The 24,847-nt window shown below is 58.5% G+C and carries 16 protein-coding genes; 3 read left to right on the top strand and 13 right to left on the bottom strand.

The genetic code is table 11. The features are described 5' to 3' along the window. Positions 1-363: 363 nt before the first annotated feature. From ACFFT4_RS16605 to ACFFT4_RS16575, 7 genes are all read right to left on the bottom strand, one after another. On the bottom strand, positions 364-906 hold the full coding sequence (locus ACFFT4_RS16605; protein WP_378049468.1) for an RNA polymerase sigma factor: 543 nt from the start codon (positions 904-906) through the stop codon (positions 364-366). A gap of 104 nt (positions 907-1,010) precedes the next feature. After that, positions 1,011-1,688: a TIGR00266 family protein gene (locus ACFFT4_RS16600; RefSeq protein WP_378049466.1), complete on the bottom strand. Its 678-nt coding sequence runs from the start codon at positions 1,686-1,688 to the stop codon at positions 1,011-1,013. Positions 1,689-1,707: 19 nt separating this feature from the next. Then, positions 1,708-2,304: a hypothetical protein gene (locus ACFFT4_RS16595; protein WP_378049464.1), complete on the bottom strand. Its 597-nt coding sequence runs from the start codon at positions 2,302-2,304 to the stop codon at positions 1,708-1,710. A gap of 764 nt (positions 2,305-3,068) precedes the next feature. Next, positions 3,069-5,177: a beta-galactosidase gene (locus ACFFT4_RS16590; RefSeq protein WP_378049463.1), complete on the bottom strand. Its 2,109-nt coding sequence runs from the start codon at positions 5,175-5,177 to the stop codon at positions 3,069-3,071. 79 nt (positions 5,178-5,256) lie between these two features. Then, positions 5,257-6,834 (bottom strand): ABC transporter substrate-binding protein, encoded by a 1,578-nt coding sequence (locus tag ACFFT4_RS16585; protein ID WP_378049461.1) that lies wholly within the window; start codon positions 6,832-6,834, stop codon positions 5,257-5,259. 23 nt (positions 6,835-6,857) lie between these two features. Then, on the bottom strand, positions 6,858-8,417 hold the full coding sequence (locus tag ACFFT4_RS16580; protein WP_378049459.1) for a response regulator: 1,560 nt from the start codon (positions 8,415-8,417) through the stop codon (positions 6,858-6,860). A 103-nt stretch (positions 8,418-8,520) separates the two neighbouring features. After that, complete coding sequence (locus ACFFT4_RS16575; RefSeq protein WP_378049457.1) at positions 8,521-10,269, bottom strand: sensor histidine kinase; 1,749 nt, start codon at positions 10,267-10,269, stop codon at positions 8,521-8,523. A gap of 207 nt (positions 10,270-10,476) precedes the next feature. On the opposite strand from ACFFT4_RS16575, the gene ACFFT4_RS16570 reads away from it, so the two are divergent. From ACFFT4_RS16570 to ACFFT4_RS16560, 3 genes are read left to right on the top strand one after another with little or no spacing between them, the layout of a single operon-like run. Next, complete coding sequence (locus tag ACFFT4_RS16570) at positions 10,477-11,397, top strand: ABC transporter permease (protein WP_378049455.1); 921 nt, start codon at positions 10,477-10,479, stop codon at positions 11,395-11,397. 15 nt (positions 11,398-11,412) lie between these two features. Then, a complete protein-coding gene (locus ACFFT4_RS16565) occupies positions 11,413-12,348 on the top strand; it encodes a carbohydrate ABC transporter permease (protein WP_378049453.1) in 936 nt (311 codons plus the stop codon). Between the two features lie 50 nt (positions 12,349-12,398). Next, positions 12,399-13,988: an ABC transporter substrate-binding protein gene (locus ACFFT4_RS16560; RefSeq protein ID WP_378049452.1), complete on the top strand. Its 1,590-nt coding sequence runs from the start codon at positions 12,399-12,401 to the stop codon at positions 13,986-13,988. Positions 13,989-14,761: 773 nt separating this feature from the next. Here ACFFT4_RS16560 and ACFFT4_RS16555 read toward each other — a convergent pair. From ACFFT4_RS16555 to ACFFT4_RS16530, 6 genes are all read right to left on the bottom strand, one after another. Continuing rightward, complete coding sequence (locus ACFFT4_RS16555) at positions 14,762-16,777, bottom strand: hypothetical protein (RefSeq protein ID WP_378049450.1); 2,016 nt, start codon at positions 16,775-16,777, stop codon at positions 14,762-14,764. A 27-nt stretch (positions 16,778-16,804) separates the two neighbouring features. Then, complete coding sequence (locus ACFFT4_RS16550; protein ID WP_378049448.1) at positions 16,805-19,564, bottom strand: hypothetical protein; 2,760 nt, start codon at positions 19,562-19,564, stop codon at positions 16,805-16,807. Between the two features lie 85 nt (positions 19,565-19,649). After that, positions 19,650-21,002, bottom strand: coding sequence for an alpha-L-fucosidase (locus tag ACFFT4_RS16545; RefSeq protein ID WP_378049446.1), 1,353 nt, complete (start codon positions 21,000-21,002; stop codon positions 19,650-19,652). Positions 21,003-21,019: 17 nt separating this feature from the next. Further along, entirely contained in the window at positions 21,020-22,693 is a 1,674-nt protein-coding gene (locus ACFFT4_RS16540; RefSeq protein WP_378049445.1) for an extracellular solute-binding protein, read from the bottom strand. A 160-nt stretch (positions 22,694-22,853) separates the two neighbouring features. Further along, positions 22,854-23,747 (bottom strand): carbohydrate ABC transporter permease, encoded by an 894-nt coding sequence (locus ACFFT4_RS16535; protein WP_378049444.1) that lies wholly within the window; start codon positions 23,745-23,747, stop codon positions 22,854-22,856. 12 nt (positions 23,748-23,759) lie between these two features. Continuing rightward, positions 23,760-24,734: an ABC transporter permease gene (locus ACFFT4_RS16530; protein WP_378049442.1), complete on the bottom strand. Its 975-nt coding sequence runs from the start codon at positions 24,732-24,734 to the stop codon at positions 23,760-23,762. Between the last annotated feature and the right edge of the window lie 113 nt (positions 24,735-24,847).

Below are 24,847 nucleotides of genomic sequence, written 5' to 3'. Positions count from 1 at the left end.
ATGTCATCAAACACCCATTGTAAAAATATTGAACAAATGATTAAAATTATAAATCTGGCTTTGTGATGGGTGTTGGATGTTAGCTTTTTTGCATGGCTAGTGCCGCTAATGGGCTAATTTTGGCAGAATCGACGGAATAACGGTGCGCCAGACCGCCGAGCGAATTGGATTGCGCATTGGCCCGTCGACCTGCAAAAAGGGGGAATTGGAATGGTGCCTCTCCCTTGATTTCTTCGAGTTCATGTGTGCGAATTGGTCAGTTACCGCAAAGAAGCCGAGAAACCCGGGGGAGTCCCGGAATTCTCGGCTTGCTTGTTCAATCCTTGTCCCAATGCGCGCGAAGCAGCGCTCCGCCTCGTTCGTTCATCCCTTGTCCAGATGCTTGCGAAGCAGGTCTCTGCCCCGTTTGAGCCGGGACTTGACCGTGTTCATCTTCACCTGGTTCATCTCCACGATCTCTTCCATCGACATGTCCAGCACGTACCGCTGATAGACCATGAGCCGATAAGCTTTCGGCAGCTTGTCGATAGCGGCGAGCAGATGCTCGGAGGTTTCCTTCAGAATGACCGCGTCTTCGGGCCGGCTCGCTTCCGCGACCTGATTTTCCCAGCCCTCGTGGTACATCATCGGATGATTCAGCGTAAGCTTCGTCTTCCTCTTGCGCAGCATGTCGATGCAGATGTTTTTCGTCGTCGTGAAAATAAGCGAGGAGACCGAACCCGCCGGATCGAGGCGTTCGAAGTTCAAATAAAGCTTCAGGAACGTTTCCTGCACGGCCTCTTCGGTGTCCGTCTTGCTTCGCAAAATTTTCCAGGCGAAGCTGAATATTTTATCCTTATAATGCTCGAATAATTGCTCATAGGAGACGACAGGCAAACCTCGACCGACTGCGGGCTGCATATCCATAGGCTTTGCACCTCTTTTCCGTAAATCTCGGTATCCTCTATTATAACATCCTAGAGCCTGCCTTTTCGATATTCACAGAAAATTCGCAAAACCTTTTTTTTCGATTATCTGCCCGGGAGAAACTTCTTGATCCAGTTGCCGAAGCCGGAAGGATTGCGGGTCTGTATGAGCACGACTCCTTCGCCGCGGAAACGGCAGACGAGACCTTCGCCGCTCGTGATGCTGGAGAACCAGCCTTTGGACGCCTTCTCGATCGAATAGTGCATGTAATCCGGCCAAGCGACGAGGTGGCCGTTGTCGATGATCCGTTCTTCCCCGGGCTCGATATTAACCGCATGGATCGATCCGTACGAGGCCAGGAACACCGTGCCCTTCCCGCTGATCTCGATAATGAAGAAGCCTTCTCCGGACAGCAGGCCGCGGCTCAGATTTTGCATTTTCGTATTGACCTGGATGCCGCTCGTTCCCGCCAGGAAGCCGTCCTTCTGCACCATCAGCCGGTAAGACCCGTCCAATTCGACGGCTTGAATGTCGCCGATGGACGATGGAGAGAGCAGCACCTCGCCCCCGCCTCGATTCGCCGACAGCTCCTGGAAGAAAAATTTCTCGCCGCTGAGCATCCGCCCAAGCCCGGCCATAACGCCTCCGTCCGCCGTCCCGCTGACATCGATATTGGGAGACATGGACACCATTGCCCCCGATTCGGCCTTTACGCTCTCCCCCGCCTCCAGTTGAACTTTAAGCATGGCGAAAGCACCCTGATAGAGCAAATCGTATTTCACGAAAAATCCCCCTGATAAATTAGAATCGGCGTCCCTTTGAGAGATCGTCCTTAAAGTCCCCGCCGTCGTCCCTGTCCGCTAATCCGTCTAACCTGCCGATCGCGTCTTTATAGATTCGCGTTATTTCTTGCACTTTGTCGAATTCGTCGTCGCCGGGTCCCAGGTTTTGATAGAACATTTTTTGGAGCAGCGTCTGATAGAGTTGAAGACGACTTTCGAGCCGCTGCCGCTCCTGGTCGACGATTTCCTTAAACGTATGCTGCTGCACCCAGCGGTCGATCTCGTCCCCCGCGCCGCGCTCCGGCTCCCGCTCGTTCTCCCGTCCCGAACGTTCCGAAGGGATTCGCTCATAGCGATCGCCCGAGACGTCGACGGAAGTCCGAAGCTGGGAGAGCAGAATGCGCTCCTTGGCCAGCATCACCTGGAAGGTCTTGTTCGCCAGCAAATCCGCAATGACCAGCCGGCACATCTCCGGGTTCCCCAGCAGACTGGCGTCGTATGGGTGCAGAATCCACTGCTCGCGCTCGTAGAACAGGTTGAATTCGAACCAGGCTCCTCCGTAATTAAACCGGATATTAATGGTCGAGGAATCCAAAATCTCAAACGTAAAATCCAAGAGCAGCGACTCCTCCCTGTTTTACTTCATCCCTCAATTCCATAATAAACGGAATAGTTAGGCAATACTAGTCCTACTAAATTCGACAAGCCTCGCCCTCCACCGCCCCTCCGGGAAAATACAGCTGACGCGTTAACCATGACTCCTATTGACTTCGAAATGACCTTGCAGCTTTGGCGAAATGGCGGCTTTGGGCGGGGAGATAGCAGGTTTCTTAGAACATCTTGGGCGATATAGCGGCTTTTCGCGAGAGGATAGCAGGTTTCTTAGAACATCTCGGGCGATACGGCGGCTTTTGGCGAGGGGATAGCAGGTTTCTTAGAACATCTCGGGCGATATGGCGGCTTTGGGCGAGGGGATAGCAGGTTTCTTAGAACATCTCGAGCGATATAGCAGGCTTTTGATGAAGGGATAGCAGGTTTCTTAGAACATCTCGAGCGATATGGCGGCGTTTGGCGAGGGGATAGCAGGTTTCTTAGAACATCTCGGGCAGTATGGCGGCTTTTGGCGAGGGGATAGCAGGTTTCTTAGAACATCTCGAGCGAAATGGCGGCCTTTAGCGGGAGGATAGCAGGTTTCTTCGAGTATTGGCCTGTGCGAACGGGATACCGTCAGCTAGGCCAAGGAGCAATCGCTGAAAAGGCGCAACCCGCAGACTCGAATGGTTCCCATGTCTCGAATGGGGCCGTGTATCCCATGGTCCGTGTCTCGGATTGCGCCGCGGGTTGTGCCGCCGCTTGGCCGCGTTCGCTAATCAGCCGTGCCTAGCTGCGAGTCGCCGGTCTCTTCAAGATGCGAGCGCCATTGACCGGGAGTTCGAGCAGGCCGGAGACGCGCTCGTGTGTCTCTGCGTCCTCGTAGTCGGCCTGGTCCAGCCCGACCGCCGCCTCGCCGCCCGAGAAGTTCAGCAGGAAGACGTAGTCGACGGAGCCGTCGCTGCGCAGTTGGGCGGTGACGCCCGGCGCAAGCTCGCCGCCGAAGGCTCGGCGAACGCCCGCCTCGTGCGCAAGCTTGTCGTAGAAAGCCCGATAGAAGACGTCGTCCATAATCCGCGCCGCCAAATAATACGCCGCCCCGTCCCCGAGACGGTTAACGGTCAGCGCCGGGCGCCCCGCGTAGAAATCGCCGCCGTACACGGCGAGCGTCTCCGCCGTCTCGGCGTGGATAAGCTCGCACAGCTCGCGGGCCTCGAAGGTGCCCTCGATGCCGAGGGGATTGCTCCCCGCCATCACGACCGAATTGCGGTCGCCGTCGTGCAGCCCTTCGATCTCCTCGGCCCAGATGCCGACGGTCTGCCGCAGCGGCCCGGGAAATCCGCCCAGATGGCACAGGTCGTTCTCGTTCACGATGCCGCTCCAATAAGTCACCGCCGCGATGCCGCCGTCCCGGACGAACCGCTCGATCTTCCGTCCGGTCTCCTCCCGCAGCAGATAGGCCATCGGCACGAGCAGCAGCTTGTACGCGCCCAGATCGTCGCCCGAGCCGACGATATCGGTCGGCACGCCGAGTCCCCAGAGCGCCCGGTAATGCTGCATCACCGTCTTCTCGTAGTGAATGCCGCCATTGCGCGGGCCTTGCGCGTCGTTGACCGCCCAACGGTTGTCCCAGTCGAACAGGATCGCCGCTTCGGCCGGCACCGGCGTGCCCACGAGATCCGTCAGCCCAGCCAAAGTACGGCCCAGCTCGGCCACGTCCCCGAACACGCGCGTATGCTCGTGTCCGACATGGTCGACGACGGCGCCGTGAAACTTCTCGCTGGAGCCGCGGCTCTTGCGCCACTGGAAATACTGCACTGTGTCGGCGCCGTGCGCCACCGCCTGCAAGGAGGACAGACGATGCATGCCCGGGCGCTTCAGCTTGCTTACCGGCTGCCAGTTCGTCAGACTCGGCGTGCTCTCCATCAGCATGAACGGCTGCTTCTTCAATGAGCGGAACAGATCGTGGTTAAAGGCAAACCACGAAGCGACGCTCTCGTCCGAATCGGTCTCGTGCCAGGTCGGATAAGCGTCCCAGGAAATCACGTCAAGGTCGTCCGCGAACGCGCGATAGTCGAGATCGTAAAATAAGTCCATCATGTTCGTCGTGCAGGGCAGCTCCGGATTGGCGGCCTTAAGCGGCTTGATCTCATGCCTGTAAAAATCGAGCGTGCGGTCGGTCACGAAGCGACGCCAATCCAGGTTGTGGCCGTGCACCATCGTCTCTCCGTGCGGCGCGGGCGATTCGACCTGCGCCCAATCCGTGTACGTGTGGCTCCAGAAAGCGGCCCACCAGGCCAGATTCAGCGCTTCAAGCGTTCCGTACTTCGCCTTGAGCCAATCGCGGAACGCCTCCTGGCAATAGCCGCAATGGCATTCGCCGCCGTATTCGTTCGAAATATGCCAGCCCACGACGGCCGGGTGATGCCCATACCGCTCGGCCAGCTTCGCGTTCATCAGAGCCGTCTTCTCCCGGTACACCGGCGAAGAGTAACAGTGGTTGTGCCGCAGGCCGTGCAGATTGCGAACGCGGTTCGCGCCGACCCGCAGCACCTCCGGATATTTCTGCGACATCCACGTCGGCCTTGCGCCGCTCGGTGTCGCCAGCCAGGCGTAAATGCCGTTGTCCGCGAACGTGTCCAGCACGCGGTCGAGCCAGCCGAATTCGAAGCGGCCTTCCTCCGGCTCCAGCGCCGACCAGGCGAAGATGCCGACCGACATCACATTGCAGCCCGCCAGCTTCATCAGCCGAATATCTTCCTCGAGCACCTTCGGATCGTGAAGCCATTGATCCGGATTGTAATCCGCGCCGTGCATCATCGCCGGCAGCTTGGCGCTGATCGGAGGAAACTTCCCTGTACCGCCGTTTATCCCGTTGGAGCCGTTATTCGTTGTCATCCTCGCTCATCTCCCTGATTGTCTTCATAACCGGAATCCCGAAAGGCCGTCCGCTGCCTTGGCCGCTGCTCCGCGCAGTCTATTCGTGCGATCGGCTCAGGAACGCGTCGATCTGCGCCTGCAGCTCCTGCCCGACTTTCTCGATGCCCGCCGTCTTGAGCCGACCGATCAATTCCGCCTGGCCCCGATCCAGATCCTCGATCAGACCGTATTCCAGCGGAATCGCGTAACGCAGCATTACATTGCCGACATTGGCCACCTCGTTCTTCACGGCCGCATCGTTAAACACGAACGTCTCCAGCGGAAAATGAAAGATTTCCCCCAGCCATCTGTCGTGAATGGCAGCCGCTTCTTCCGGATAGGCGGCATCCGTCCGGTTCAGCGGCGAGTTCCATCCCCAATTGGAGAACCCCGTATAGCTGCCGGCATCCGGTCCGCTCCGCATCCGGTCATCGCCGATCGGCTCGTAATGCTTGCCGGCAATGCCGTACATCGTCAGATCGTGAATCTCCTTATCGTTCTGCAGCAGGTCGATCAGCATCAAGGAGCGCTCGACCTGCTTCGAAGCGGCGTGGATCGCCATTCCGTTCTGGGTGGAGATCGCCCCGATCTTCTTCTTGCCGGGCGTCAGGTCGGCAATCGAGCCTGCGAAATCCGGCCGTTCGCGGCGCATCTCGATGAGATTGATCGCCATCGTTCCCAGGTTATGCGCATACGATCCGGCTTTGCCCGCCAGCATGTCCTGCCACACGTCGGACTTGTTCGTGATGATATTTTTCGACCAGCCGTTGTGGTCGGCCAAATCCTTGTAATACGCGATCAGTTCGCGGAATTCCGGTGTGTCGTAGACGTTGAATACCCGTCCCTCCGGATCGTCCAGCCGGTAGGCGAACGGAATGCTGTAATCGACCAGATTCCATTCGTTCTGCTGCTCCAGCAAAATCTGGTCCAGTTCGTGCCACTTCCACCCGTCCGCCGGCTTGGCTCCGAAAGCGCTGAGCTCGCTCTCCCCGGCCCCGACCGTCTTCACATAGTCGGCGAACGTCTTCGGATCGTTCACCGGCTCGAGCTTGTATTTCTTGCGCAAGTCGTCGCGGATAATAACCGCTTTGTCGGTAATTTCCCGATTGTTGTTCGGAACCATATACAGCTTGCCGTCCACCTTCGCCTGCTCCCAGGCGATATCCGGCATCGTCTCCCAGGTTCGGGGAGCATAGCGGGCCAGCAGGTCGTCGGTCAGCTCCAGGAAGCCGCCCTTGATCGCCTGATCGTAGTAGAAGGCCCAGTTCGCGGTATACGCGATATCGAAATTTTCCTTGGCCGCGAATTTCAGCGGATATTTCTGCGACCAGTCCGACCAGTCAAGAAACTCGACTTCGACCGTCGTGTTGATTTTGTCCTTAAGCAAAGTATTGAGCCGCCCGAATACTTCCTCGTAATCCGCCGGTTTGCCTCCGATGAGCAGCATTTTCAGCCGTACTTCTCCGTCGGCGTCAGCGCCGGCCCCCGCCGATTCCGATCCCGAGCTTGCCGCCGTCTCTCGAACAGCCGCGCTTCCATTCGTTCCCCCGGAGCCGTATCCGCCGCCGCAGGCGCTCAGCAAGAGCGCCAAAGCGAGAATGACGGCCAGACCTCGCATACGCGATTTGTCCCCCATATTCTCCCTCCTTGGCGCGAGCGCTAGATTTTGTGCTTTTTCCTGTACTCGCCCGGCGTCATGCCCGTCGCTTGCTTGAATTGCCGGTTGAAATACAAAATATTTTTATAGCCGGCGCGGTCGGCGATTTCGTAGATTTTGAGCGTCGGGTCGGAGAGCAGCTCGCACACTCTGCGCATCTTCCGTTCATTCAAGTATTGACTGAAGTGAATGCCGGTCTCTTCGAGGAAGAGATAACCGAGATAGTTCGGCGTAAAGTCGAAATAGGCCGCCGTCTCCTTCAGCGTTACCTTCTGATCCAGCCGCTCCTCGATATAGCGCATGATCTCCTCGATCAGCTTGCGCTTCTGCCGCTGCTTCTTGGAATAGAGCAGCTCCGACAGCTCGAACAGCCGGCGGCGAAGCCAGGAGAGAATATCGTGGATCGTCTCGAACTGGAACAGCCGCACCGGCTGATGCGATTCCCATTTCAGCAGCTCGTACAAATCCTCGTTCATGGCGGCCAGTCCGGCATGAAGCCTTGAGGTGATTCGCACGATCAGATCGTACGCCTCGCTCTTCCCGGTCGGAGCCGAATCGTCGAACAGCTCGAGCAAGCGGTCGTCGATGGCGACAAGATCATATTGCATAATGGCTTCCAGCAGCCGGTCGACCGTATCGCCGAAGCTTGCCGCCTGCTTGCCGCGCGCCGACGTCTCCGAGACGCCGCGGATGAGCCGGTTTTTGCCGAGCAGCCATTTGGCGCTGAGCGCCGCCTGCGCCTGCCGGTAGGAGGCGAGCAGTTCCGCCTCGCTTTGCGCGAACGCGCCCGCGCCGACCGTGACCGTGTACGGCAGCCTCTCCCGCACTTCCCGGACCAGCTCCTCCAGCAGGCTTTCGCCGCGTTCCTCGGAAGCCGCCGTCAGCAGAACGTAGCGGCCGTGATGGCTCGTCAGCAGCATGCCGGCCTGCCGGTCGGCGACGAACCGTTTCAGGCATTCGGTCACCCGCGCGACCCGCTCCCGCTTCTCTTCCTCGGGATTGTCCTGCAAATTCAGCTCCAGATCATCGATCTCAATCATCGCGACGGATACGCCCGTTTCGCAGAGCGGAGCGAGCAGGCTCCGGACCAGCGGGCCGCCCTCGGCGCCGTTCAGCCAGCGCAGCAGCAGCTCCTCGTTGACGAGCGAGAGCGCCTGCAGCATGGAACGGCTCTGCTCCCGCTCCTGTTCGATCTTGTCGCACAGCGTTCCGAGCAGCTCGTACAGCTCGCGGTCCTCGACCGGCTTCAGAAGATACCCCGAAGCGGGGATCTCGATCGCCTCCTTGGCGTAGCCGAAATCCTCGTGACCGCTGATGAAGACGATTTTCACGTTCGGCTGCAGCTTCTTCGCCCTTCGCGCGAAATCGATGCCCGACAGGATCGGCATGCGGATGTCCGACAGGATCAGATCCGTCTGCTCCTGCTCCAATACTTTCAAAGCCATAAAACCGGTGTTCACCGCTCCCACGATCTGCAGCTCGAACGGACTGGCTGCGACTCTGCGCCGCATCCATTCCAGATCGACCGCTTCGTCGTCCACCAGCAAGATGCGAATGCTCATGGTCCTTCCATCCCCCAAGCAGGCGTGGCCCTCCAATTTAGCTTACCCGACAACTCTCGCGCACGGACATATCGCGAAACAACGATCCCTTATACTTTTGCAACTATTCCGGTTCCCCCGACGGCTCGCCGGATGCGGGGAGCACGATCAGCACCGTCGTTCCGGCGCCGCGGACAGAGCCGATTCGAACTCCATACTCCTTCCCGTACCTCAGCTTGATCCGCTCGTCCACGTTGCGCACGCCGTAGCCGCCTCCATGGCTTGTCCCCTGCATGATGGCCTTCACCTGCCCCGGCGACATGCCGACGCCGTCGTCGATCACCTTCAGCTCGATCCGGTCCCCGACCCGATGTCCGGTAATCCGAATCGCGATCGCGTCCCCGAACCAGGCGTGCTTGAAAATATTTTCGACAAACGGTTGAAAAATAAGCTTGATGACCTGCACGTTCCTAATCTCCGGATCGACATCGACGTGCACAGCAAATGCATCCGCGTATTTGACTCGCTGAATGTCCAGATAAGTCTGCACCTGCTCCAGCTCCTTCTCCAGCGCGATGAATACCTGCCCCTTGTTCAGCGTCAGCCTGTAGAAACGGGATAACCGCTGGATCATCTCGGTCGCCTTCCTCGTCTCCCCCAGGTTCGCCAGGCTGCTGATCGTCGACAGCGTGTTGAACAGAAAATGAGGATTGATCTGGGCCTGCAGCGCCTCCAGCTCCGCCTGCTTCTTCTGCATGCCCTCGACGTACACGCTGTCGATCAGTTCCTGGATGCTCGCGGCCATTACGTTGAAGGAATCCGCGATGCGCACGAATTCGTCGTTGCCGGAGAAGCGAATCCGCTTCCGGAAGTTGCCCTCCTCGAAGGAGCGGACGAGCGAGACGATACGCTTCATCTTCCGGCCGGACAGCCTGGCGACGACAAGACCGATCCCGGTCATCACGACAAAGCTCAGCAGGCAGACGGCGACGATCGCCTTGCGCAGCCGGCTGGCGTCCTTGGTCAGATAAGAGGACGGGACGAACGATTCGATCGCCAGCGAGGATTCGGGAATTTCCTCTCGCAGGCTCAAGTAGCCCGCGCCGCTCTGGACGGTCGTCCCCCGTTCGAACAGAACCGTATTCGCGGACGTATCGAGCAGCCGGAGCGCGATCCCTTCCTCCACCGGGAACGCGTCGAAGCTTCCGAGCAGATCCGGCAGCTTCGCGGTAATGCGTACGTACCCGATAACGGTCGAATAATCGCTGTAAGACACCAGCTTGCGGATATGCGATATATTTTCCAGCTCCGCGTCCGTATCGACCTGCAGCCAGTCGTTGTCCCTGCCCGTCTCCCGATATGATCGGAACCATTCGCTGTGCTCGATCTCGGCGAACTGAAGAATGTAATAATCGTCTCCGTCGATCGGCTTGGAAAGATCGTCGCCCAGCACGGAATTGAGTTCTTCGTTCGTCACGTACAGGATCAAGCGGATATCGTTGCCGTACAGCTGGAGCGGAGACTGGATTTGCGGCACAATCTCGTCCAGCATCGTCAAATAAATATTCAGCGGGTCGCCTCTCGTCTGCAGCGCGCGCTGAAACGGCAGGCTGCCGAACAGCGTGTCCGACATCCGCTGAATTTCGTCCATCTGATACTCCATATTGTCGCGCGCCTGCTCCATCGCCGTGCGAAGATTCGTCTCGGCCATCTCGGTCCGCGAATCGATCAGCATCGTGTAGGAGATGGAACCGATGACGATATCCGTCAGCAGCACGAGAATCAAGTAGGGAAGCATCGTCTTGTAAGTGAAAGGAATGTACCTCTGGATGCGTCCTTCCGCATAGGCCGAGCCCGAAGCCGTTAGCGCCATATTTTTAGACCTTCCCCTCGTTTGCAACGCTTTCATTTTAAGTCAAGCGGAAGCCGATGTGAATCCCCCTCGCCGATAAGCGCGCCATCCATTATTTTCTGAAGGAATTCCGGAATTGTAGGTTTCGTACTATGTTTCGTTGTTTCACATGATTAAATTTCCGCGGCTCCGCTCCCATAATTAAAAGCGAGGAAAGGGGAGCAGCCTATGCGACTACACAAATTTCTATTCGATGTGAAACGCTACCGAACGATCCTGCTGATGCTGGCCCCGGCCGTCGCGTTTTTCCTCCTGTTCGCGTACGTCCCGATGGCCGGCATCATTATCGCGTTTAAGCACTACGACTATGCGGGGGGGATTTTCGGCAGCGCCTGGAACGGACTGGCCAACTTCCGCTTCTTCTTCGAATCCGGCGATGCCTGGACGGTTACGAGGAATACGGCACTGTATAATGTCGCCTTCATTGCGGTGAACAACTTTCTGCAGATTTTCGCGGCGATTCTGCTGTTCGAGATCGGAGGCAAGTGGTTCAAAAAGCTGACGCAGTCGATCCTGTTCCTTCCCTATTTCATCTCCTGGGTCGTCGTCGGTGCCATCGCCTACAACCTGCTGAACTACGACATCGGCACCGTCAACGCGCTGCTGAGGGGACTCGGACTCGAGCCGATCGACATTTACAACACGCCCGCCTACTGGCCTTACATTCTCGTCGCCGTCTCCGCCTGGAAAACGCTCGGCTACGGGACGGTCATGTACTTGGCCGCGATCGCCGGCATCGATACCGAGATGTACGAGGCGGCCGAGATTGACGGAGCGAACATTTTCCAACGCATTGCGAAAATCACGCTGCCCAATCTGTATCCGACGTTGATCATTCTGGTGCTGCTGGCGGTCGGCAACATTTTCCGCGGGGATTTCGGCATGTTCTACAACATGGTCGGCAACAACGGGCTTCTGTTCTCGACGACCGACGTCATCGATACGTTCGTATTCCGGTCGCTCATTACGTCGAACGATATCGGCATGTCCGCAGCGGCGGGCGTATTCCAGTCCGTTCTCGGCTTCGCGACGATTATGACGGTCAACTACGCGGTTCGCAAATACGACCAAGACCGGGCTCTATTCTGATCTGGGGGTGACGACATGTACACATCTATTGAAAAGCCGAACCGGCAGCCCCTTCCGCATTCGCGGGGACGGAGAGCGATGGACCGGAAGCTGTTCGCGGCCATCGGTTACGCGTCGCTGACGGTGCTGGCGCTGCTCTGCGTCCTGCCCTTCCTTCTCGTCGTCTCCTCGTCCCTGACGGAAGAGAGCACGATTATCGTGGACGGGTATCCGTTTCTTCCGCTTGATTTCTCCGTTGAGGCATACGGCATTTTGTTCAAATACCCGACGCAGATGATCAAGGCGTATGTCGTGACGATCGGGGTAACGGCTGTCGGCACCTTGCTCGGCTTGTTCCTGACTTCGATGACGGCTTACGCCTTGTCCCGGAAGGACTTTAAATGGCGCAACCACTTCTCCTTCTTCTTTTTCTTCACGACGCTGTTCAGCGGGGGGCTCGTCCCTTGGTACCTGCTCATCGTCAACTATTTGCATATGAAAGATACGCCGCTTGCGCTCGTCATTCCGATGGTGCTCAATGTGTTCTACATCATTGTGATGAAGTCGTTCATGAGCGGCATTCCCGAAGCGATCGTGGAGTCGGCCAAAATCGACGGCGCGGGGGATTTTCTCATCTACGCCCGCCTGATTATCCCGCTGTCCAAGCCTGCGCTGGCGACCATCGGCTTGTTCCTTGCCCTGGCCTATTGGAACGACTGGTATAACGCCCTGCTGTTCGTCTCGAACGAAAACCTAATGCCGCTGCAGTATTATCTGTACAAAATGCTCGGCAACATGGACGGCATGCGCAAAGCGATGATGAGCGCCGGAGCCGTCGTCACGACGACGATCCCTTCCGAAAGCCTGAAGATGGCGATGACGGTCGTTGCGACCGGTCCGATTCTGCTCGCTTACCCGTTCGTTCAGAAGTATTTCGTGCAAGGTCTGACGATCGGCGCCGTAAAAGGATGAATCCGGGCAAGCCCGGTTTATCACCAATAAACCTTAGGGGGAAATTTCGCATGGCAACGAAAAAGAGCTTCCTGATTCTCTCCGTCATCCTGACGCTCGCCATCGTTCTGACCGCTTGCGGCGGCAGCAACAACAGCAATAGCGGCGGCAATGCTCCGGCTGCCGAAAGCTCGGCTCCGGCCGCGACTTCGGCGGAACCGTCCGCGGATACGGGAAGCGAAGGCGGCATCGATACCTCCGCCGAAGCGCATTTGAAAATGATCTTCATCGGCCCGAAGCCGATAGACTACGACAGCGTATTCGCCGAAATCAACAAGAAGCTTAAGGAAGAGATCAACGCCACGATCGAAGGCGAGTTTCTCGACTGGTCCGACTGGGCCCAGAAGTACCCGCTCAAGCTGGCGGCCAACGAAGATTTCGATCTGATCTACTCGGCGAACTGGGCCGGCTACAACGATCAGGCGCTGAAAGGCGGATTTCTGGAGCTGACGGAGGAGATGCTGGCCAAGTACATGCCGAGCACCTGGGAAGCGATGCCGAAGGTGAGCTGGGATCAGGCCAAGGTGAACGGCAAGCTGTACATGGTTCCCCAGAACCGGGGGGAATCGGTCGAGAAGCTGATTCTGTACCGCGAGGATCTGCGCAAGAAATACGACCTGCCGGCGATCGACAGCCCGGAAGCTTATGCGAACTATTTGAAGACGGTTGCCAAGAACGAGAAAGGCATGCTCCCGTTCACGCCGGAGACGGGCGACTGGAAATACCACAACCTGGACCGGGTGCTGCTGAAGCAGGAGAACGAATGGAATATGTTCGATCTGGATATGCCGTTCGCCTTTAAGCTGAACGATCCGCAAGGACAGATTTTTAACGTCTATGAGACACAGGAATTCAAAGATTTGGCTCTCTATTACAAGGACCTTGCCGACAACAACGCCTGGTCGAAGAACGCCCTGAACAGCAAAAACGACCATCAGCAGGACTTCAAGCAGGGCAAAACGGCTTCGATTACGCATAACAACGGCACTCTGGGAGCGCTGATGGCGCTGATGCGCCAGGAAAATTCGCCTTACGAGGTAGCTCTGGCCGACATTAACCCGGACAAAGCCAAATCGGTGGCCATCTCCACGCAGAACGGCACGTCCATCCATGCCACATCCAAAAACGCGGAGCGCGCGTTAATGTTCCTCGATCTGATGCAGAACGACAAGGAGCTGCACGATCTGATGATGTACGGCATCGAAGGCGTTCATTACGAGAAATCGGGCGAAGACAAGTATATCGCCACGGACAAAAATCCGAACTATACCGGCTTCTCCAACTGGAGCTTCAATTCCCCGCTCAATCGCGACAACGTGGACTTCCCGCAGGAAGCCTCCGATCTCGTGAAGAAATGGGAAGCGAAGGTGTATCATTATCCGCTGGAAACGTTCGTCTTCGACAACAGCAAGGTGAAGACGGAAATTTCCAACCTCGGCAACGTGATGCTCCGTTACGCCATTCCGCTTGAGTACGGAGTCGTCAAGGACGTCGACGGCGGCCTCGCAGAGCTGAACAAACAGTTGAAGGCCGCCGGTCTCGACAAGGTTCAGCAGGAGCTGCAAGCTCAAGTGGACGCCTTCCTGGCGGCTCAGAAGTAAAAGCGGGTCCGCCTATGCGGCAAGGCCGGCAGACCTCCCCGGACGGGGAACGGTTCGCCGGCCTTGCTTCTATATTCGGCGCGCTGGCGCGGCGCCCGTCCGGTTGCGCTAGTCCTCCATCATCTCGGCAATCGCTTCCGTTCTCTCGCTGCTGGCCGCCACGATCAGAAACACGATAACCAATCCGATCAACCCGTTCATCAGCATGCCGCTCATCCCCTTCGCAAGTGTCAGTGAGTCGAAAGTTATCGTTACTCCCAGTTTATCCGGAGGAGGGGAGGAATATGATGGCAGACAAGCAAAAACGCCGTTGAAATTCTTCACGCCTTATCGGCGCCTCGTCCAGGCAAATTCGATGAAGTTTCGCGCGAATACAATCGTCAAAGAAGAAAGCCGATCCCCCGCTTCGACGACTTGTCGCTATCCCCGCCATTCCGTTCACGCTATACCCGTTCTATCGCTTTTTCTCCCCTTTTACCAATATCCCTTCCGGTCAGTTCACGCTCTCTCCGCCTTCCACTATCTCTCCTTTTATCGATAAACGCTAAGAAGGCATAGGCCCAACCTGATTGAACGGGATACCGGCAAAAGAGGCAGAGAACGACAAACTCCGGCACCGGTTCTCTGCATCCGCAATCCACATTGATCATGCCAAGTCGCTCTGGTGGCCTGCATGCCCGATTCCTCGCCAAAGACGCCTTTGCGGCCCGCTTCAGAGCGACTGCAAAGGCGTCCTAAAAAAGTTCATCCGCGTATTCATCCAAGCCTGCCGCTCAGTCTCGGCGCTCCCCTGCCGTATCTCGGATAACGAGGATGCCGTGGATGTCGAGAGAAGATACGGTCGTCTCGAGCCGACCGTCCTGCCAGCGCCAGACCGGCGTCTCGCCCGTCGGCTCCCATGAGACAGACTGCGGCCGCTCGGCTACTGCCACGGACAGCCTGATCGGTCCGCTCGGCGGCACGGCCTCGGGAAAGCCGCGGCGGTTCGAGACCGGCATCTGCGCCAGGTTCAACAGGTGCACGCACAGCGTCCCGTCGGCGGCTCGGCGCAGCGCCAGATCGATGTAGGCCGGCGCATCGATCGTCACCGCCGGGTCCGGGAACAGCCGCTCGACCAGATCGCGGATGTACCGCCGCATGAAGGGATGATGGCTGTAGTAGTAGCGAGAGGCGATCGGCCCGTAGACGGCCGCAATCTGTCCCTGGCCGTAGCGGTGCAGCGTCGCTGCCGCTCCCTCCTTGCGAAGCTGTCGATGCTGCTCGGACACGCCGTCCGACCGCACATCGAGGTAGGCGCTGCGCTCCTGCTCGCCCTCGCCGTGGTAGCGGATCGACAGCACCTCGGCGCCTTGCGGCTCGATCGCCTGCCAGAGGCCGGGACAACCGATCTTGCCCGCGCCCGAGACGAGCTGGACCCGCAGCTGCTGCGGCTCGCCCAGCAGTTGGACGCCGAGCGCTTCGCCGAACAGCCGAGCGCAGCGCTCCCCGAGCAGCAGCAGACGACCGCCGTCCTCGACATAGCGCAGCACACGCCGGCGGAACGACTCGCTCAGCACCGGAGAATCCGGGATGACGAGCAGCGGATAGTCGTCCAGCCGCTCCATTAGCATGTACTCCGTCAGCACATCGACCGAGTAGTGCGACTCCAGCAGCGCATGCAGCGCGCCCTCCAACTCGACGAGAGGCGTATCCCACCAGGTGTACACCCGATCGGAGATGTCGAACTGGCTTTCGGCAGAGTGCAGCAGCGCGATCTGCGGTACAGACACGCTGCGATGCGAGAGCTGCTGGCGCTCCCGGCAATAGGCAGCGACTTCGGCGGCGGTGTCGACGATCTCCTCGGCGATATAACCGGAGCGGGTCGGCAGATAGTAGAGCATGTATCCACCGCCGTGCATCAGCACGACACCCGCCTCCTGCTTCAGTTGCGCCGCCGACTTCAGCAGCTCTTCCTGGCCGTCGGCGTTGTCGAAGCCCCATGACTGCAGCTCCCACGGCATGCCGACCTGGGACAGATAGCGAGCCTCTGTGCGGGCGCGATCGGCGGAGAGCATCGGGTCGAAATCGCCGGAGAGGTAGTCGACCGGGGCCGACACCGGCACCGGATTCATCGTCGAGAACGCCCAGTTGCTCGCCCGCTGAACGCCGGGCTTGCATTCGCCAAGCGTCGTCGTCCAGTGACGCAGATACGCCTCGAAGCGGGCGCGGTGGAAGCTCTTCCACGCACCCCAGCGGCTGTCGCTGCGATCGACAGGCGCGTCCGTCCAGCCTGTCTCGGCCGTCCACGCCGCCAACGCTTCCGGACCGTAGTCCAGCTTCGCTCCCCAACACTCGCCGTCGAGCCAGACGCTGTCAACGTCATAGCGATCGGCAATCTCCGCAAGCTGGGGGATGAGCAGTCCGTCGGCATAGCCGCCGAATAAACTGGTCGCCTCCGTATCCCGCCGACCGTCGGAATGCTTCACCGCCCACTCTGGCCGCTGCCGGACGGCGAGGTGATCGACGACGCCGGAGTAGTGCACTCCCAGTCCGATACCCAACTTATGCGTCTCCTCCCGCCAGATCGCCAGCGCATCGCGGACGATGCCCGGCGACGGTGTGCCGACAGCGGTCTCGTACCCGGCGTAGCCGGGATGGCCTTTGCAATCGTAGTGGACAAAATCGGGCCGGATGCGCCGCAGCAACTCGGCTACGGCACGCGGCTCAATATCGGCGCCCAGCGCATGGTCCTCCGCCACGGGATGCAGGTCGAAGTGCAGGCCAAAAAACGCATTCTTACGGTCAAACATCTCTCTTCACCTCATGTTCGATTGCGGTTATGGCCGCGACCAGAGCAGATTGCCCGCGCTGGCCGGGGCGTCGCCCTCATAAATGTAAATCTTGCCGTCGTCCTTGAGGATCAGATGTGCCGACGTGGGCCCGTTGGTGCCGCTCGACCAGACATAGCCCAGATTGTTGGAAGGGCCGGTACCTTGATAGACGACGAGATTGCCATCCGTCTGCATCATCGCAAAGTAATTCCCGATCGTGCCGGTGACACCGGATTGCCAGACCACACCGGTGTTGGACGCCGGGTTCGATCCGCTGTACAACACAAGATTGCCGTCGGTCTGCATCGTCAAACAATAGGTGCCCGAGGGCGAGGCGAGGAACTCACCGTCCTGCAGCATCTTCCCCGACGTCAGCGTGTCATGCGACGTCACTCCCTCGATGATGCCGCCATTAACGCTGACGCTGTATAGGCTCGGGCCCCAGCCGTCGGTCGGAGATCCGTCGCGAAAGCGCACATAGACGGTATTGGACGAGTTGCTCGTCAGATAGCTGCTCAAGTCCAGCGTGAGCGTCTGCCGATTGGTGGCGTCATGAATATCCGACGCGGCTTGCGCCACGACGTTCCAGACGCTCTCGTTGACAGAGGCTTCGACAACGTAGTTGTTAGCGATGTCGATCTCGAGCTCCAGCATCGTCTCGGCATCGTCGAGGTTGAACCGGTACACCCAGCTATGGGCTCCGTCCGCTACCCGATGATCGCCATCGGAGATGTAGCTGCCGTCGTCCGTATGGAGGAAGCCGCTCTCATCATGCGTGAAGCTCGCCAGGAAGCCGGCTTCGGTAATCTCCTCGAACACCGACTCGGCGTATTGCCGGTACAGATCGACCATCTCCCCCGGCGTGACGACGACGAAGCGAGCCGGCAGGTTGTCAATGTAGTCCGTCAGCAATTCGGTGTTGATGTACTGCGCACCAACGTTGAAGAACGCCGGTTCGGTGCCGCTATAATTAGAGATAGCGGTGCGGTCGAAGAAGGAATAGTTGATGAATATCGGCTTACCCATGTAGCGGAAATGCGTCTCGCGGTTATTCGCGACCGCAGGCCGTTCCGGATCGAGTCCGCCGTATCCGGCGAAGACGCCCTCCACGCTCGGGATCGGCGTATAAGCCGCAGCGTCGAACCGATCGTAATTCATCGTACGGAGCGTCCGCTGGCGCATATACGCCATGTAGTCGTCCGTCAGCTCAAAGTAATCGTCCTTGTACTGATCCGGCATCGGATACTTGATGTAGCCGACGCCGGTGACCGGTGTCACGTAGCTGTTGGAGCCCCGCTGCTCGTTGTAGTACGCCGTTGCAAGCGGATCGATCTCCGCCAGCAACGGCGTAAGTTCCCAGGCGATCGGATAATCCTCGCGATCAGCCAACGCGAACCAGGTCGGGAACTTCAAATGCGGGAACAGAAGCGTGTCTCCGTCCGTCTCGGTGAAGCTGATATACACTTTGGTCGGATCATACACAAGACTGCGCGTCGTCTCCGAGGCGGCGGGCCGCACCATCGGCAAACCGCTCGTCCAGCTCATATTGAAGCTTTCGCTAGTGACCAGGGCATACTTGCCTTTGACGTTCAGATAGCGGCCAAAGGCATCCTCATCCGTGCTGCCGCCCCAGGTTCCGATGATCGGCGCAACGCCGGGCGCCTGCTCGACAAGCGCATCGAGCTTGGCCTTCTCGCTCGTCGTCAAGCCGCTGTTTGCCTGCGGATCGCCCTTCAGATGGAAGGTAAAGATGTTGTTGGCGATGATGTAGTCGAACATGGCCAAGCTGTAGTTCGGATTAGCGGCCAGGATGTCGTCTCGCATGTAGGGAGCCAACTCGGTCAGCGCATAGTCATACGCCTCCTCCCACGAGTCCAGCCCGAGCGCGCCGCTGTCGGCGAGCACCGGCAGCGTGACGTCGTAGTCGTTCTCCAGCTTCAGAAGCTGCTCCTCCGTCAGCGCCACGGCGCCGTGGCGGGCGCTCAGCATCGCCGTTACGTTGAGGTTGGCGACGCGGGTATCCGACGGCAGGAAGCTCTTGTTCGGCTCGGCATTGACCGAGCTGCCGCCCGTATAATAGTTGAAGGTGCCGCTATTGCCAGCGCCCGTCGGGTCCAGCACATCCTCGTCATAGATCACCGCCCCGGCCAGCTCGTCGGCGAATGCCGCCACCAGCGCGTACGGATCGGTATACGGCAGCTTCGTATACCCGGTCAGCCGGTCAAACCAGAAGTCGCGCTCGACCATGACTGAGTTGGCGGAGAAACCCGGCTGCACGTCATAGAGATGAATGGGGTTCTTCAATACCCAGATGCGCGGCTCCTCCCGATTCACCAAACCTTGCAAAGACTGTATCATCATCAGATCGGTCAACTCGTAGGCGCTGTTCTCCATATCGATATAATGGATCGTCCGAGACGGCTCTTCCGCCGACCGGGGCAGCACCGCCGCCTCGGTGCTCGGCGCGGCCGCAAGCAGCAAGCATGTGCCCATTATGGCTAGCAGGCTGCCCTGCAGCCACGCGCCTCGGCACATCTTCAAGCCTGTCCGCCATACTGCCCAGCCTCCCGCAACAGGGCCCGGCCGGGACGGCGACCTGTCTCCATCGCTGTGCGACGCTGCACCGAATGCCGTTATCCTCCCCGTTCCATTCGCTGCGAGCCTCAACGCCCCATCCACTGCGGTCACACGATCCTCCGTTGCAGGGGCAATCCCCAGGGCTGCGCCTGCGGTCATCTCAACGTTGTCTACCCTTCTGCTGCTCATTCTCTGCTCCTCCTTCGTCATAGGGCGAATCGGTCATCAGATACTGGCTTGCCCAGGACGCTAGCCGATCGAGCAACGCTGCGCGCTATGATCCTTGAGGACCAAGCTGCAGCGCAATGACCGGGACATGCCGGCATGGCAGATCGTCGCCGGAGCCGTTCAGCTCCGGCAGCTTGATGATGCGGCGAGCACCATCTGCACAATAGTCGAGCGGGGAGCCTTCCCAGCCGAGCAGACGCGCCTCGGCTGCGCTCGGCAGCCCCTCCGCGCTCAATATCAGCTCCCGGCCGGGCCAGCGGAGGCAATGAACGTAGAGCGTGTCGCCTGACACGGTGTAACGGACAGCCTCGCCTTCGCCGTGCGTATGCCAGCGGCGTGTGCCGTAGATCGCCTCGCCGTTGACGCGCAGCCAGTCCCCAAGCTGCCGCAGGCGCTCCTCCATGATGACCGGGATACGGCCGTCTGCCGTCGGCCCGACGTTCAAGAGCAGATTGCCGCCTCTGCTGACCGTATCGACGATCAGATAAATCAGCTCCCGCTCGCTCAAGTAATCATGCAGCGTCTCGTTGCGGTTGTAGCCGAAGGAGGTGCCGATGCCGCGGTTCTCCTCCCACTTGCGATCCAGCTTGAGCGGCAGCGCCACCCCGTCCGGCCCATAGCCGACCTCGCCGTATTCGGTCGTGAAGTAGCCGCCGTGACGGCCGCGCGTCTCCTTGCCCCAACGGTCGTTGACGACGATCTCCCCGCCGACCGGAGAAGCGCTGTAGAGCCAGTCGAGGAACGTCCGGCTGTCCCACACCTCGCTGTGATGCTCCCATTCGCCGTCCATAAATAACACCGACGGCGAATAGGTCTCGACCAACTGCCGCATCTGCGGCACCATCTGCGTCCGCGCATAGGCGCCCGGATCGGCCAGATAAAGCGGGTTGTACCACTCCAACAGCGAATAATACGCGCCCATACGCAGCCCCTGCGCCCGAACCGCCCGATCCAACTCGCCGTATAGATCGCGGCCGGGACCGACGTCGACGCTGTTCCAGTTCCAGCGATGCGGACTCGGCCACAGACAATAGGCATCGTGATGCTTGGCGGTGAGGACGACATAACGCGCGCCCGCGTCGCGGAACAGCGACGCCCATGCGTTGGGATCGTACAGCTCCGCGCCGAAGCCGGCGACGAAGTCCTCATACCGCGTGCGGTCGCCGTATACTTGCTTGTGGAAAGCCTCGTATTGACTTCCCGGTCGGCGCACCGCGCTGCCGTACCACTCGGCATAAGCCTCGCCGGAAGTGTTCACGGTGTCGCGCTTCGGCCCCCAGGCCGGAACCGAGTAGAGGCCCCAGTGGATGAAGATGCCGAACTTCGCGTCGTCATACCACGCGGGCAGCGGCCGCTCGTCGATGCTGCGCCACGCTTCCCGCTCGTTCGTCGTTATCATGCTGTTCTCCCCGCTTTCTACTTGCCTTTGTACTGACGGTCATACGCCGATTGCGTCAGCTCTGCGAGCCGGTTGTAGCCGATCTTCTCCAGATTGGACAGGTAGGTGTCCCAATCCTTGTCGAGGTCGAGATTGCCGGTGACGAATTTGTCGACGCTCTCATCGAGGTATTTGATAACCGCATTGTTCAGCTCTTCCCACTCGGTTGCTTCCGCTTCCGGCATCATGAAGCTGCCCGGCATCTGCTGCTGCGACCCTTTGCCCGCATATTTGTCCTTCGTCTCGTCGTAAAGAATCTTCTCATGATTCCAAGTGCCCGGCGTCACTACCTGGGAATTGCGCCATTCGGAGGTCATGAACGAGTTCAGGCCGTTGCCCCAGGTAAAGTTATTCGGCTGCTCTCCGCTCTTGAGCACATTGTACTTGGCAGGCTGGCCGTCAAGTCCAACTTCCCCTTCCTTGGCCTTCACCCAGACGTCGCCTTCCTCGCCGTACAGATTGTAGTCTCCTTCGAGGTATAGCTGATAGATTGCGTCTGCGAACCGGAGCGCCAGCGCCGGATTTTTGGCTTCCTTGGTTATAACGAAATTGCCTGTGCCCATGCCGAACGCATATTGCTTGGCATATGCAATGCCTTCCGGTCCTTCAAGCGGCGGCAGCGCTACGAATTCCTCCTTGACCGCGTTGTCCTCGCTCCAGTCGACGAAGCCCATCGCACCGGAAGCGACAGCGCCCACGCGGTTCTCCTGCGGCGACAGTCCGGTCAGTACCTTTACCTTATTGTCATCCTGCAGCATGAACTCGGGATCGATCAGCCCTTCCGCATAGAGACGGTTCAAATAACGCAGCCCCTCGCGCCATTCCGGCTGGATCGCCGCCTGAACGACCCGATCGTCCTGGATCATCAGACGGTTGCCCGCTTCATTGTAGATGAACGCATTCATCAGGAAAAAGTCAATGCCGCCCTGCCACGATCCGCGCGTCAGCGGAATCTCGTCGGCCTTGTTGTTGCCGTTCGGATCCTTTTCCTTGAACGCCTTCAGTACCTGGTAAAACTCCTCGGTTGTCTGAGGCACCTCCAGTCCCAGTTCATCGAGCCATTGCTGATTGATCCACATCTTATGGCTGTACGTACAGTGGTAGCACTCATTGATTGACGGCAAACCGTAAATGTTGCCGTCCGGAGCCGTGATCGCGCTCTCGATGATCGGATCGTAAGCCAGTACTTTTTGGGTGGCGGAGCCGTATTTCTCAATCAACTCATTAAGCGGCAGAAACAGCCCCTGTGAGCCATAGGCAATCTGCTGGGCGTTGCCGATGCCCCAGGAGAGGATAACGTCCGGCATGTCCGTCTGGCTGGCCAGCATCAGGTTCAGCTTGTCGCGGTAGTCCTCCATATTGGCCCGGACCCACTCGATCTTGATATTGGTCTTCTCCTCGAAGTATTTGGTGAACCAGTTGTCCTCCAGATTGCCGATCCAGCTTGGCGGGCTCGCCCAGACGCGCAGCGTCTCCGTCTCCTTGACAATCGGGAAGGTGCCCGGCTCGGTCAGATTGGCGGCTGTGCCGACTACCGAGTTCTCGCCTTTCTCGTCAGACGAGCTGCTTTTCGTATTGTTGTTGCTGCATGCAGACATAAGCAGGGTGCCGACCAGCAGCAACGCGATGGTGATGCGGGAACTTTTTCTCATGTGTATACCCCTCCAAAAATGATAAGTCGTCTTGCAGTATCGCTCTCTAATCATTCGTTTCATGCAAAATCGTTCGATTCTCCTTATTACGCGATTGCGCGCCTACGCGAACTATGCGCCCCGACTCACCTCCTTCAAGCGTCCACTTCCATCAGGCATGCTATCCCTTGATCGATCCGATCATAATGCCCCGCACGAAGTACCGCTGCACGAGAGGATAGAGCAGGATGACCGGCAGGCTGGAGACAACGATGAGCGCGTATTTCAATTGCTCGCGCAGATGGGCGCGTTCAGCCATCGCATTGGTATCGACATTGGCCATCAGACTCGGATCGACCTGGTTCTGGATGAGGATGGCGCGCAAGATCATCTGCAGCGGCATCTTGTCATTGGAATTGAGGTAGATGAGCGCGCTTTGGATGTTGTTCCAATAGCCAATCGCATAGAACAAACCGTTTACTGCCAGGATCGCCCCCGACAGCGGCAGCGCGATCCGCAGCAGAAAGGCAAAATCGCTGCATCCATCCAGCTTGGCCGCCTCCAGCAGCTCGCGTGGAATACTGCTCTGGAAGAAGGTGCGGGTGATGATCAAATTATAAACGGCGAGCGCCGACGGCAGAATGACGGCCATCCGGCTGTCGTACAGGCCAAGCTGATTCACCAGCAAATAGGTCGGGATCAGCCCCCCGCTGAAGAACATCGTGAAGGTGAACAGCATCATGAGCGGCTTCCCGGCCCTAAAGTCCGGGCGTGACAGCGGATAGGCAGCCAGTACAGTAAGCGCGAGGCTGATCAGCGTGCCAATGACGGTATAATAGAGCGTGTTGGCGAAGCCGAGCCAGATGCCGCCGTAGCCGAAAACCGCCTTGTAGCCCGAGACGCTGACATCGACCGGCCATAGCCACACCTTGCCCGCTATGACCGCCGAAGGCGCGCTGAAGGAAGCGCTGACGATATACAGAATCGGGAACAGCGTGACGCACAGTGTAACCAGCAGCAGCGCGTCGACCACCGTCATGAATCTCCGATCGCCTCTTGTGTCCAGAAATTTCATATTCGGTACCTCCTACCAGAGACTGGATTGACTATACTTGCGAGCCAGACGATTCGCCATCATCAGCAGTGCCAGATTGATCAGCGTGTTAAACAGACCGATCGCGGCAGCGTACGAGTAGTTGGGCAACGATGACGCCATCCCCATCTTGTACACATAGGTCGAGATGACCTCGGACCGTTCGAGATTGAGCGGGTTCTGCATAAGGAAGATCTTATCGAAGAAGCCCAGATTCATTACCTGTCCGACCGCCAAAATGAAGGTGATGACGACTGTCGGCATAATGCCCGGCAGATCGATGTGCAGCATCCGGCGGAACCTCGACGCCCCGTCGACGACGGCGGCCTCGTACAGCTCCTGATCGATCCCGGCAAGCGCGGCGATGTAGATGATTGCATTGAAGCCTGCGCCCTGCCAGATGTTCGACCATGTGTAGATCGTGCTAAACCATTCAGGCTTGGTCATGAACATGACAGGGTCTCCCCCGAGCATACGGATCAGGTTGTTGACGATGCCATAGTCCTGTACCGACAGGAACTGGATGAGCATGCCGACGACCACCGTCACCGAGATGAAATACGGGGCGAAGGTCGACATCTGCACCCAGCGCCGGAACCGGGCGCGGCTTGTATTGTTGAGCAGCAGCGCCAGCAGGACGAACAGAGGAAAGCCTGCCAGCAGCGTATAAAAGCAAACCTCGAAGGTATTTAGAACGATCTGCATCGCGTCGTAGCTGTTGAAGAATTTCTTGAAATACTTCAGTCCCGCCCATGCGCTGCCTGTGATGCCATCGACGGCGCGGAAGTCCTTGAAGGCGATCTGCACGCCGTACATCGGCACGTACATGAAGAGGAGAAGCCACGTTAACGGCGGCAGGATCATCAAATATAGCTGGTAGTTGACACGGGCTTCCTTGCTCCAGCCGCCCGCCCGGCGTCGTTGCGGCGTTTTCTCCGGCACTTGTGCTTGTGCTCGTTTTGTGAACATGGGCAAAACTCCTTTGCTGAGTGTAACCGTTTGCAGCTAATGGGACTGTTTGAACGTTAGCACGGAAAAGGCGCTGCGGGAAAGTGGAATATCGCCGGATAGACGTGACATAA

Origin of the sequence: Cohnella cellulosilytica, from assembly GCF_042431195.1 — a bacterium.
Lineage (GTDB): Bacteria > Bacillota > Bacilli > Paenibacillales > Paenibacillaceae > Cohnella > Cohnella cellulosilytica.
Note: the sequence above shows the minus strand (reverse complement) of the source record. Positions and strands in the feature narration are given on the sequence as shown.